General features: G+C 62.1%; 9 protein-coding genes. 4 read left to right on the forward strand and 5 right to left on the reverse strand.

Translation table 11 applies throughout. The annotated features are described in order from the left end of the window. Positions 1-178: 178 nt before the first annotated feature. Both ACLH0H_RS06190 and ACLH0H_RS06195 read right to left on the reverse strand, forming a co-directional pair. Positions 179-1,462, reverse strand: coding sequence for an NAD(P)/FAD-dependent oxidoreductase (locus tag ACLH0H_RS06190; RefSeq protein ID WP_411381366.1), 1,284 nt, complete (start codon positions 1,460-1,462; stop codon positions 179-181). Positions 1,463-1,610: 148 nt separating this feature from the next. Further along, on the reverse strand, positions 1,611-3,101 hold the full coding sequence (locus ACLH0H_RS06195; protein WP_411381367.1) for an aldehyde dehydrogenase family protein: 1,491 nt from the start codon (positions 3,099-3,101) through the stop codon (positions 1,611-1,613). A 154-nt stretch (positions 3,102-3,255) separates the two neighbouring features. On the opposite strand from ACLH0H_RS06195, the gene gcvA reads away from it, so the two are divergent. The 3 genes from gcvA to nadE all read left to right on the forward strand — a co-directional run bounded on the left by gcvA (position 3,256) and on the right by nadE (position 6,429). Then, positions 3,256-4,146, forward strand: a complete 891-nt coding sequence (gene gcvA, locus ACLH0H_RS06200; RefSeq protein ID WP_411381368.1) for a transcriptional regulator GcvA — start codon at positions 3,256-3,258, stop codon at positions 4,144-4,146. Positions 4,147-4,383: 237 nt separating this feature from the next. Continuing rightward, positions 4,384-5,598, forward strand: coding sequence for a nicotinate phosphoribosyltransferase (gene pncB, locus ACLH0H_RS06205; protein ID WP_124361042.1), 1,215 nt, complete (start codon positions 4,384-4,386; stop codon positions 5,596-5,598). 3 nt (positions 5,599-5,601) lie between these two features. Next, a complete protein-coding gene (nadE, locus tag ACLH0H_RS06210; RefSeq protein WP_411381369.1) occupies positions 5,602-6,429 on the forward strand; it encodes an ammonia-dependent NAD(+) synthetase in 828 nt (275 codons plus the stop codon). 136 nt (positions 6,430-6,565) lie between these two features. Here nadE and azu read toward each other — a convergent pair whose 3' ends face one another. After that, the gene (gene azu / locus ACLH0H_RS06215; RefSeq protein ID WP_076951880.1) at positions 6,566-7,012 is read right to left on the reverse strand and encodes an azurin; all 447 of its coding nucleotides are present in this window, start codon (positions 7,010-7,012) and stop codon (positions 6,566-6,568) included. A gap of 333 nt (positions 7,013-7,345) precedes the next feature. Between azu and ACLH0H_RS06220 the strand changes: the two genes are divergently transcribed. Next, positions 7,346-7,528: a hypothetical protein gene (locus ACLH0H_RS06220; protein WP_411381370.1), complete on the forward strand. Its 183-nt coding sequence runs from the start codon at positions 7,346-7,348 to the stop codon at positions 7,526-7,528. Positions 7,529-7,809: 281 nt separating this feature from the next. Here ACLH0H_RS06220 and ACLH0H_RS06225 read toward each other — a convergent pair whose 3' ends face one another. Beyond that, positions 7,810-8,700: a transglutaminase family protein gene (locus tag ACLH0H_RS06225; RefSeq protein WP_411381371.1), complete on the reverse strand. Its 891-nt coding sequence runs from the start codon at positions 8,698-8,700 to the stop codon at positions 7,810-7,812. Then, the gene (locus tag ACLH0H_RS06230; protein ID WP_411381372.1) at positions 8,697-11,183 is read right to left on the reverse strand and encodes a circularly permuted type 2 ATP-grasp protein; all 2,487 of its coding nucleotides are present in this window, start codon (positions 11,181-11,183) and stop codon (positions 8,697-8,699) included. Before ACLH0H_RS06230 ends, ACLH0H_RS06225 begins: the two co-directional genes overlap by 4 nt. Between the last annotated feature and the right edge of the window lie 20 nt (positions 11,184-11,203).

Raw genomic sequence — 11,203 nt, forward strand, 5'->3', positions numbered from 1 at the left:
AAACGGTACAACCCAGAGAGGTCGCACCCGCAACCAAACGAATAAACGACAGTTCCTACAGCTGTAACAGCCTGCGTAACGGAACTGCACATTTACAGTGCGTGATTGCTACGACTTGCACCAATACAGATTAGTAGCTGGCTAAGAAAATGCGGGCTTCTGAGCGGTATTTCGTTGATCAGATCACGATCCTCAGGCATTGGCCCGCGTGGTACAGCGAAAAACCCGCTTCATAAAGACAGCTGCGCAAGCCCGCTCCCGCCAGCGGTTGCATCGGCGAGAAAGGAATCGGCAACGCCTGGGGATTCTGATGACACAAGTAGTCGGCGAACGCCTTGCCGACCACGCTGCCGGTGGTCACGCCGCGCCCGTTATAGCCCGTTACCGCCACCAGGCCAGGTGCCGGTTCGAACAACCGCATGAGGTGATCCGGGGTGAAGGCGATGCAGCCGGTCCAGGTGAATTCCCACTGCACCGATTTGAGGTACGGGAAGTAATGCTGCTGCACCCGATCGGCCCACGCCTTGAGGAACCAGGCCGGTTTCTGGTTACCGTTGCCCAGGCTGCCGAGCAACAGGCGGCCATCGGCATCGCGGCGGATGCTGCTCAGTACCTGGCGCGTGTCCCATGAGCCTTGGCCGCCGGGGAGGATCTGCCGGGCAGCATCGTCGGTCAGCGGGGCCGACGCGACCTGATAGTAATAACCGGGGAAAAAATTGCGCCGCAGTGCGGTCCACTCACCTTCCGTGTAGGCGTTGGAAGCAATCACCACCTGTGCAGCCTGCACCGAGCCGTTGGCGGTTTGCACCGACCAGTCCTGGCCCTGGCGCTCCAGTTGAGTAACCGGCGAATGGTCGAACAGGTGCCCGCCCAACCCCACTGCTGCATTGGCAAGGCCAGTGGTATAGCCCATCGGGTTCAAGGTGCCGGCGCGCCGATCCAGCAAGGCGGCGGAAATCTTCTTTGTACCAGTGGCCTGCTCGCAGGCTTGACCGGTGAGCAGTTCCACCGGTGCGCCACGGCGCTTCCATTGTTCTTCACGACTGCGCAAATCCGCTTCGCCACGGGCGTTGTGCGCCATGTGCAAAGTGCCCTCGCGGCGCAATTGGCAATCGATGTTGTATTTGTCGATCAGGCTGAACACCAATGCCGGTGCCGCGCCCAACATGCGGTTGAGCTGGCTGCCCACCGCCTCGCCGAAACCGGCTTCAATCTCGTCCGGCGGGATCCACAGGCCGGCATTGACCAACCCGACATTGCGTCCCGAACCGCCATGACCGGTGCGGTGGGCCTCCAGCACGGCGACGCTCTTGCCTTGTTCCAGCAGGTGAATGGCCGCCGATAGGCCGGTGATGCCGGCGCCGATGACGCACACGTCCACTTTTACCTCGCCCTTGAGCGCGGCGCGATCCGGCCGGCCTGGGGTGAGGTGTTCCCACAAACATGTTTCGCGTAGTGCCATTGCCAGACTCCGGGATGAATTCACCACCGCTCGTTCCCACGCTCTGCGTGGGAATGTAGCCCTGGACGCTCCGCGTCCGCTTTTGGGTCGTGACGCGGAGCGTCACTGGATGCATTCCCACGCGGAGCGTGGGAACGATCATCTCATCTCAATCGAACGTGATGCCCTGGGCCAACGGCAATTCCAACGAGTAGTTCACGGTATTGGTCTGGCGACGCATATACCCGCGCCACGCATCCGAACCCGACTCACGCCCGCCGCCGGTCTCTTTCTCGCCGCCAAACGCACCGCCGATTTCCGCGCCGCTCGGGCCGATGTTGACGTTGGCGATGCCGCAGTCACTGCCCACGGCCGACATGAACTGCTCGGCCTCACGCACGTCGGTGGTGAAGATGCACGACGACAAACCTTGCGGCACGGCGTTGTTCAGGCGCAGCGCTTCAGCGAAGTCGGTGTAGCCGACCACATACAGGATCGGTGCGAAGGTCTCGGTGCACACCACATCGCTCTGCTCGGGCATTTCCACGATGGCCGGCGACACGTAGTAGGCGTTGGGGAATGTGTCTTGCAGTTGACGCTTGCCGCCGAACACCTTGCCGCCTTCGCTCAAGGCTTGTTCCAAGGCGTCCTGCATGTTGTCGAAGCCGTGTTTGTCGATCAACGGGCCGATCAGGTTGCCTTCCAGCGGGTGGCCGATGCGCACTTTGGAATAGGCGGCCTTGAGGCGGGTGACGATTTCTTCCTTGACCGATTCGTGGGCGATCAGCCGACGCAGCGTGGTGCAACGCTGGCCGGCGGTGCCGACCGCGCTGAACAGGATGGCGCGCACGGCCATGTCCAGGTCGGCGCTGGGGCCGAGGATCATCGCGTTGTTGCCGCCCAGTTCAAGGATGCTGCGGGCAAAACGTGCGGCGACTTTCGGCGCCACTTCACGGCCCATGCGCGTGCTGCCGGTGGCGCTGATCAGCGCCACGCGCGGGTCATCCACCAAGGCAGCGCCGGCGTCACGGCCGCCGATGATCACTTGGCTGAGATACTCCGGCGCGCCGTCGAATTGCTTCAACACGCGCTCGAACAGCGCCTGGCAGGCCAATGCGGTCAGCGGGGTTTTTTCCGACGGCTTCCAGATCACCGCGTTGCCGCAGACCAGGGCCAGGGCGGTGTTCCACGCCCACACCGCGACCGGGAAGTTGAAAGCGCTGATCACGCCGACCACGCCCAGCGGGTGCCAGGCTTCACGCATATGGTGGCCAGGGCGCTCGGAAGCGATGGTCAAGCCGTACAACTGGCGTGACAGGCCGACGGCGAAGTCGCAGATGTCGATCATCTCCTGCACTTCGCCCAAGCCTTCCTGGGTGATCTTGCCGGCTTCCCAGGACACCAGCTCGCCCAGGTCGGCCTTGTATTGGCGCAATACATCGCCAAATTGGCGCACCAGTTCGCCACGGCGCGGCGCCGGCACGTTGCGCCAGGCGTCGAATGCATGCTCGGCGCGACTGACCTGCTGCTCCACCTCGGCGGCGCCCTCCCAGTTCACAGCGCCGATGCGGCTGCCATCGATCGGCGAATGCACCGGTTGTTTCCCCGACTGGTACAGCGCCGGGTTTACACCGAGACGATCAAGCAATGCGGCAACCATGGGTGACTCCTTCAACTTTGCAGACAAAAAATTGCGCCGCCGAAGACACGGCGATCCAGGCCTTATTTGTAGCTGGCCCAAGACGTGCCAACAAACGACGATTAGGCGAGATATCATTCCGTTTATTCATGCAAAGAATAAAAAGAGGCGTGCCGTGCTGAACAGAAGACATTTGCCCTCGATCACTGCCTTGCAGTGCTTCGAAGCGGCCACCCGCCACCTGAGCTTTACCCGCGCGGCCGAGGAACTGAACCTCACCCAAAGCGCGGTGAGCAAGCAAGTGGCGCAGTTGGAAGACTTGCTGCAGCACCTGCTGTTTCGCCGGGTGCGCCGCCGCTTGCAAATGACGCCAGCGGGCGACCTGTACCTGGTAGAAGTGCGCAAGATCCTCACGCAGGTGGAAATGTCCACGCACTACCTGCGCTCCTACGGCGGCGAAACCGAAGTGCTGCGCGTGTCCACGCCCTACACCTTCGGCGCGCGCTGGCTGGTGCCGCGCCTCAAGGGCTGGCGGCTGCGCCACCCGCAGATCCACCTGGACCTGTGCAACGAGCAGGAGCCGGACGAACTGCTGCAAGGCAAGGCAGATATGGCCTTCTATTTCGGCCAAGGCTCACGCCCCGGCACCGAGAGCCTGAAGTTGTTCAGCGAAGAGCTGATTCCCGTGTGCGCGCCAGAGAGCTTGCCCGCACAGCCGTTTACTGACCCGACGCAACTGAGCGAGCTGGTGCTGTTGCAAAACGCTTCGCGGCCACAGGGCTGGCACGACTGGTTCGCCGATCAAGGCTTGCAGACCGAACACAGTTATCACGGACCGCGTTTCGACACCTTTTATATGTGCATTCGCGCCGCGCAAGTCGGCTGTGGCGTGGCGCTGTTGCCGCGGTTTCTGGTGGAGGAAGAGTTGGCCGACGGCAAGCTGGTGATCCCTTGGCAGCATGCAATGCCGAGCCAGGATGCGTATTACCTGGCCTACCCGGAGCATTCGGCGGAAGTGCCCAAGGTGCGCGAGTTTGTGAAGTGGATGATGGAGCAGGTTATTTAGCGTCTGGAATACCGCTTTCGCGAGCAAGCCCGCTCCCACAGTTGACCGAGTTCCAGCATGAGAATGCGGTCGAATGTGGGAGCGGGCTTGCTCGCGAAGGCGCCAGTGGCCACAACAACAATGCCAATCTGAAAAAACACTGGCAAAACAACACAGGTCTATGCGCCACTAGCCCCCCTTCTTTCAATTGTGCGTAAAGGCCGGCGCCCGTCGTCGACCCGTCTGGAGATTCCCGTTATGAGCGAGAGTGTGTTTGCCGATCGCATCGTGCAGAACTTGCTCGACACCGACTTCTACAAGCTGACCATGATGCAGGCGGTGCTGCACAACTACCCCAACGTGGAAGTTGAATGGGAGTTCCGTTGCCGTAACAGCGAAGACCTGCGCCCGTACCTGGCGGAGATCCGCTACCAGATCGAACGCCTCGCCGAGCTGAGCCTGAGCCCGGACCAGTTGGGTTTCCTGGAACGCATCAGCTTCATGAAGCCGGATTTTTTGCGCTTCCTCGGGCTGTTCCGCTTCAACCTGCGCTACGTGCAGACGGGTATCGAAAACGGCGAGCTGTTTATCCGCCTGCGCGGACCGTGGCTGCATGTGATCCTGTTTGAAGTGCCGATGCTGGCCATCGTCAGCGAAGTGCGTAACCGCTACCGCTACCAGACCGTGATCCTCGAACAGGCGCGCGAGCAGCTGTACCGCAAATTCGACTGGCTGACCGCCAACGCCAGCAGCGACGAGCTGTCGGAGCTGCAAGTGGCCGACTTCGGCACGCGCCGGCGCTTCTCGTACCGGGTGCAGGAAGAAGTGGTCAGTGTGCTCAAACATGACTTCCCCGGGCGCTTTGTCGGCACCAGCAACGTGCACCTGGCCCGTGAATTCGACATGAAACCACTGGGCACCATGGCCCATGAATGGATCATGGCGCACCAGCAACTCGGTCCGCGCCTGATCGACAGCCAGATCGCCGCGCTGGATTGCTGGGTCCGCGAATACCGTGGCCTGCTTGGCATTGCGCTGACCGACTGCATCACCACCGACGCGTTCCTGGGCGACTTCGACTTGTACTTCGCCAAGCTGTTCGACGGTTTGCGCCATGACTCCGGCGACCCCGTGCAGTGGGCAGAAAAAGCCATCGCCCACTACCACAAGCTCGGCATCGAGCCGATGAGCAAGACCCTGGTGTTCTCGGACAGCCTGACGCTGCCCAAGGCCCTGGAAATCTTCCGTGCGTTGCGTGGCCGCATCAACGTGAGTTTTGGTATCGGCACCAACCTGACCTGCGATATTCCAGGTGTCGAGCCGATGAGCATCGTGCTTAAAATGACCGCCTGCAATGGCCAGCCCGTCGCGAAAATTTCCGATGAAGCGGGCAAGACCCACTGCACCGACCCGAATTTCGTCGCCTATTTGCGTCACGTTTTCAAAGTACCTGCCCTATCCAGCAAGGAGTGAATCATGCAAGCCGTACAGCGTGAGATTGCGCAGCAGCTCAAGGTCCAGGCGCCGTTCAAAGACCAGGCCGCCCTTGAGGTCGAGGTTACCCGGCGCGTGCGTTTTATCCAGGATTGCCTGCGAAATTCCGGGCTCAAAGCGTTGGTGCTGGGCATCAGCGGAGGCGTCGACTCCCTGACCGCCGGCCTGCTCGCCCAACGTGCGATGCAGGAACTGCGCGCCAGCACTGGTGATGAGGCCTACCGCTTTATCGCCGTGCGCCTGCCTTATGAAACCCAGTTCGATGAGCTCGACGCCCAGGCGTCAGTGGACTTTATCGAGCCGGATGAGCGCCACACCGTGAACATCGGCCCGGCGGTGAAAGCCCTGGCCAATGAAGTGTCGGCGTTTGAAGGCAAGGCGGCGGTGTCCCGCGATTTCGTGCTGGGCAACACCAAGGCGCGGATGCGCATGGTGGCGCAGTACACCATCGCCGGCGCGGCCGGTGGCCTGGTGATCGGTACCGACCATGCGGCGGAAGCGGTGATGGGCTTTTTCACCAAGTTTGGTGACGGCGCGTGCGACCTGGCGCCGTTGAGCGGGTTGGTGAAAAACCAGGTGCGGGCGATTGCGCGGCACTTTGGCGCGCCGGAGTCGCTGGTGGAGAAAGTGCCGACGGCGGATCTGGAAGACCTGTCACCGGGCAAGCCGGACGAGGCGTCACATGGCGTGACCTATGCCGAGATCGATGCGTTCCTGCACGGTGAGCCGGTGCGGGAGGAAGCGTTCCGGATCATTAGCGAGACGTATCGCAAGACCGAGCATAAGCGAGTGATGCCGTTTGCGCCGTGAGGTGAGCCAGATAGGTGTGTGTTGATTGCCAGACCGCTATCGCAGGCAAGCCAGCTCCCACATTCGACCGCATTCTCATGCTGGAACCCGGTCAACTGTGGGAGCTGGCTTGCCTGCGCTGAACGATAACGCGGTCTTACTTGACGGTCACAGTGCCCTTCATCATCGAGATGTGGCCCGGGAACGAGCAGAAAAACGCGTAGTCAGTCCCGGCGGCCAGCTTCGACACGTCAAAAGTCACCGAATCTTTCTCGCCGGCACCGATGATCTTGGTGTGGGCAATGATGCGGTCATCACCTGGCTTCAAATAATCCTTGTCGATGCCGGCGGCCATGCCGTCGGTAGCGACGGGCTGCATGTTGGCGGCGCTGGTCAGCACCCAGTTATGGCCCATCACGTTTTTCGGCAGGTTGCCGGAGTGAGTCAGCTCAACAGTGAACTGTTTGCAGCTCTTGTCGATTTCGATGGCTTTGGTGTTGAAGGACATCTGGTCAGTGGAGTCGACGGTGACCTTGCACTCTGCGGCAAGCAACTGGCCGCTCGCCAGAGTCAGCAGGGAAACAGCAACGAGTTTGGCAAACATGTGAATCTCCAAGGCAGGGTTTAAAAACGCGTATTGCGACAAAGGGTGCCTGAAGCAGGCAGAAATTCTTATGATCTGAATCAACAGATTGTATACAACTTTAGGCTATCAGACTTATCAACACAATCTACCAGCCAAAGTACCGCCACCTGCCTATGATCGGCGCACCACCCATCGGAGTCCGCGCCATGCACCTCAATCAACTGTTCAACGGCCTGCTGGCTGCGTACGCCTGCGGTAAGTGAAAGCAAAGCACGCTGCTAAGCTGCTACCATGGCAGCCCAAAGGCAGCTGCGCGCCGCCACCCTCACCTTCGACCCTAGAGGATCGCTCATGGCCAAACCTAATTACTCCTTCGCCAAACGTCAGAGAGACTTGGCCAAGGAACAGAAGAAAGAGGAAAAACTGCAACGCAAGAAAGCCACCGCAGAAGAAGAGGCCGCTGCACTGAACCCGGAAGCGGAAGGCGAAGTGGCGAGTGACGAAGCTGAAACACCAAAAGATCCGGCTGAATAATTGATCATTCCCGCGCTCTGCGTGGGAATGCAGCCTCGGACGCTCCGCGTCCCGGCGCAACGCAAGGTTCGAAGCCTGCGCGATGGCGACGCTGAGCGTCACAGCGGGCATTCCCACGCAGAGCGTGGGAACGATCTTCTTCGGTGCAATCCATTCAGACCGAATGGCTGCCATCGCAGTAATTTCTGTAGGAGCGAGCTTGCTCGCGAAGAACCTGAGAGCGCCGCGCTGATCCTGGCTTCCCGCGTTATCGTTAACGTTCTTCGCGAGCACGCTCGCTCCTACAACGGCATCACCGTCACCCGCACCTCCGGGTCATGGTTCCCTCCTCCCAGAATCACCCCGCGCAACGGCGACACATCGGAAAAGTCCCGGCCCCAGGCCAGGGTGATGTGCTCCAGTGCCGGCTGCACGTTATTCGTCGGATCAAAATCCACCCAACCCGAAATCGGGCAATACACCGAGACCCACGCGTGGGACGCATCCGCGCCGATCATCCGTGCCTGGCCGGGTGGCGGCTGGGTGAGCAGGTAGCCGCTGATGTAACGCGCCGCCAGGCCGCGTGAGCGCAGGCAGGCGAGCATCAGGTGGGCGAAGTCCTGGCACACGCCACGACGGCGCTCCAGCACTTCCACCAGGGGTGTGGCGACCTGGGTGGCTTCGGCATCAAAGGTGAATTCGCTGAATATCTTTTCCATCAGCGCTTGCACGCCCAGCAGCAGCGGCGTGCCGGCAGGGAAGCAGCTTTCGGAGAACTCGACGAAGGTTTGCTTCAGGTGCACGTAGGGTGATTCGAAACGGAAGCGGCAGGCTTCGATCAGCTCAACGGACATGGCCTGGCTGCTGTAGGTCAGGCTGTCGCGGGTCTGGTCCCAGGCTGGCGATTGCTGGAAATCCAGCGTCGGCCGCGCCAGCACCTCCACGGTCAGCCCGGCGTTCACCAGCAATTCATCATGGGGCCGTTCGAACGCCAGCCGCGTGATGGGGTTGCCGAACACATCCAGCTCATCGCGACGCGAAGTCGGTTCCGGGACGATATCCAACTGCTGCGAACTGCAACGTTGCCAGGCGCACGGCCGTGGCCACAGGTGCGCCAACTGCTGGGCCAGGGACACCGGGCTGTCGTAGTGGTAGTGGGTATCGTGGAAAATCTGGTAGCGCGCACTCGTCATACCGACACCGTTTGCTGGCTGACCGCATCCACGTGGGCGAAATGGCGCAACGCCAGGCGGTCCGACACTTGCCCACTCTCATCGGCGACCGCTTGCAGCAGATCGGCCAGGCCGTCCAACGCGGCACGCACGCTGGACTCGCCAAACAGCGGGTTCTCCAGGCAGCCCAGGTCGAAGCGCGACAGGCGCTCCACCAACGGCCCGAGGCCGGTTTCCCGAGGCACGCCAAAGTCATCGTTGAGACGCCGCAGGGTGCGGCTCACCAGCTTGAGCTGGAACAACACCGCGTGGGGGTTCTGCTCGTCGAGCAGCAGCAGGTCGAGCACCGGGATCAATTGGGGCACCGCCAGGTAGCGCGAGCGATAGGTGATGCTGCTGTTGCCCAATTCCAGCAACCACTCCAGCCCGGCCTGATCGAACACCGCCACGCCACGCAGGAATGCCGCCAGGCTGCTGCTGAGAAATTGCAGACGTTCGATGCGACGGCCCATCATCAAAAAGCGCCAGCCTTCGTCGCGGGTCATGTCGTCCAGGGCGAACCCGGACAGCGCCGCCAGGGACATCACCAGGCGGTTGAGAAAATCCAGCAGTTCGCCAAAGTCCGGCGCCTCGCTTTCCAGCTCCAGGGCTTCGCGTTGCAGTTCCACCAGGGCCTGCCAGTTTTCCCGGGACAGCTTGCCGCGCACCTGGGACGCCGCCCACTGCAGGCGTTGCAGGTTGGCGCGCAGGCTCGATGGCCAGTCATCACCAAGCAAGGCGGCGAGCAGGCGCTCGGGCAGCTCGCCCTCTTCCGGCAGCAGGCGCAGGTTTTCGCCAAGCTCCACGGCCGCCTGCAAGGCCAATGGATCGTCGCCATCCACATAACGCGCCAGCACGATGCGCAGCCAGCGCGCGCTGTCATCGCAGCGCTCGCAGTAACGGCCGAACCAGAACAGGTTTTCCACGACGCGAGACGGTAGATACGGATCGCGGCGCACCAGGTCATGGGCACCAATCGCACGTTGTGCACGCCAGTGTTCGGCACCGGCTGCGCGTTCACCGAGCACCCAGGTGTCCTTGCTGGCGCCGCCGCGTTGCATCGACACCACCTCGGCATCGGCCTCGGCGGCCACTCGCGTGAGCCCGCCCGGCAGCACGCGATAGCCGTCATCGCTCGCCACGGCGTAGACGCGCATGCCGATGGCGCGGTGTTGCAGGTGGTCATCCACGGTGTGCCACACCGGTGCCTGGGACAATTGCGCCAACTCCTGGGCCACGTAGGCGTAGGGCCGTGCGCGCATGCGTTCGGCCAGGGCCTCGCGTTGTGCGTCGTCCAGGTCACGGCCAAACACCGGGGCGAAACTTTGCGATGGAAACGCAGGCTTGATCAGCAGCTCGGGAAGTTTCTCCAGCGCCTGGGCAAGTACCGGCGCCTCGCCGCACCACCAGGTCGCGATGGACGGCAGGATCAATTCTTCACCAAACAGGAATTGGTTGATCTTCGGCAGGAATCCCAGCAAACCAGGCGACTCCAGCACGCCGCTGCCCAGGGCATTGGCCACCAGCACATTGCCTTGGCGCACGGCATCGAGCAGGCCGGGCACGCCGAGGGCCGAGTCGGTGCGCAGCTCCAGAGGGTCGCAGAAGTCATCGTCGAGGCGGCGCATGATCGCGTGCACCCGGCGCAGGCCGCTGAGGGTCTTGAGGAACACGGTGCTGTCGCGCACGGTGAGGTCGCCGCCTTCCACCAGGGGGTAGCCAAGCTGGCGGGCGAGGTAGAGGTGTTCGAAATAGCTTTCGTTGAAGCGCCCGGGCGTGAGCAGCACGATCAGCGGCGGCTGGTCATTACCGGGCGCCTGGCGGGCCAGGGTTTCCTGCAGCGTGCGGAAGAACCCGGTGAGGTGCTGCACCTGCAGGTCGCGGTACAGGTCCGGAAACGCGCGGGACACGATGGTGCGGTTTTCCAACGCATACCCCGCCCCCGAAGGCGCCTGGGTGCGGTCGGCGGTGACCCACCAGCGACCGTCCGGCGTACGCGCCAGGTCGACCGCATAGAGGTGCAGGAAAGCACCGTCCGGCGGCTGGATGCCCTGGCACGGCCATAAAAAATTGTTGTGACCGAACACCAGCTCGGCCGGCAGCAAGCCTTCCTTGATCAGACGTTGCGGGCCATACAAATCCGCCAGCACGGCATTGAGCAGGCGCGCGCGCTGGGCGATACCGGCCGACAGGTGCTGCCACTCATCAGCGGCCAACACGTGGGGCAACAAATCAAGTTCCCATGGGCGGTCGGCGCCCTTGGGATCGGCGTAGACGTTGTACGTCACGCCGTTTTCCTGGATCTGGCGGGTCAGCAGCGCCTGGCGCTGGGCCAGTTGCGCGGGCGTGCTGCGTTGCAGGTGGTCGAGCAGGCGCCGCCAATGGGCACGCACCGCGCCGCCGTGGTCCAGCAGTTCGTGATAAGTGCCCGCGGTCAGCGGGTAACGGTCGAGCAAATCGGACATGGAACGCTCGGCAGGGTAAA

It is taken from the genome of Pseudomonas sp. MPB26, assembly GCF_046605355.1.
GTDB lineage: Bacteria > Pseudomonadota > Gammaproteobacteria > Pseudomonadales > Pseudomonadaceae > Aquipseudomonas > Aquipseudomonas cedrina.

Excerpts from the sequence above, each read along its gene's own strand:
- ACLH0H_RS06190 (WP_411381366.1), bottom strand. The coding sequence starts at position 1,462 with ATGGCACTACGCGAAACATGTTTGTGGGAACACCTCACCCCAGGCCGG.
- ACLH0H_RS06195 (WP_411381367.1), bottom strand. The coding sequence starts at position 3,101 with ATGGTTGCCGCATTGCTTGATCGTCTCGGTGTAAACCCGGCGCTGTAC.
- pncB (WP_124361042.1), top strand. The coding sequence starts at position 4,384 with ATGAGCGAGAGTGTGTTTGCCGATCGCATCGTGCAGAACTTGCTCGAC.
- nadE (WP_411381369.1), top strand. The coding sequence starts at position 5,602 with ATGCAAGCCGTACAGCGTGAGATTGCGCAGCAGCTCAAGGTCCAGGCG.
- azu (WP_076951880.1), bottom strand. The coding sequence starts at position 7,012 with ATGTTTGCCAAACTCGTTGCTGTTTCCCTGCTGACTCTGGCGAGCGGC.
- ACLH0H_RS06220 (WP_411381370.1), top strand. The coding sequence starts at position 7,346 with ATGGCCAAACCTAATTACTCCTTCGCCAAACGTCAGAGAGACTTGGCC.
- ACLH0H_RS06225 (WP_411381371.1), bottom strand. The coding sequence starts at position 8,700 with ATGACGAGTGCGCGCTACCAGATTTTCCACGATACCCACTACCACTAC.
- ACLH0H_RS06230 (WP_411381372.1), bottom strand. The coding sequence starts at position 11,183 with ATGTCCGATTTGCTCGACCGTTACCCGCTGACCGCGGGCACTTATCAC.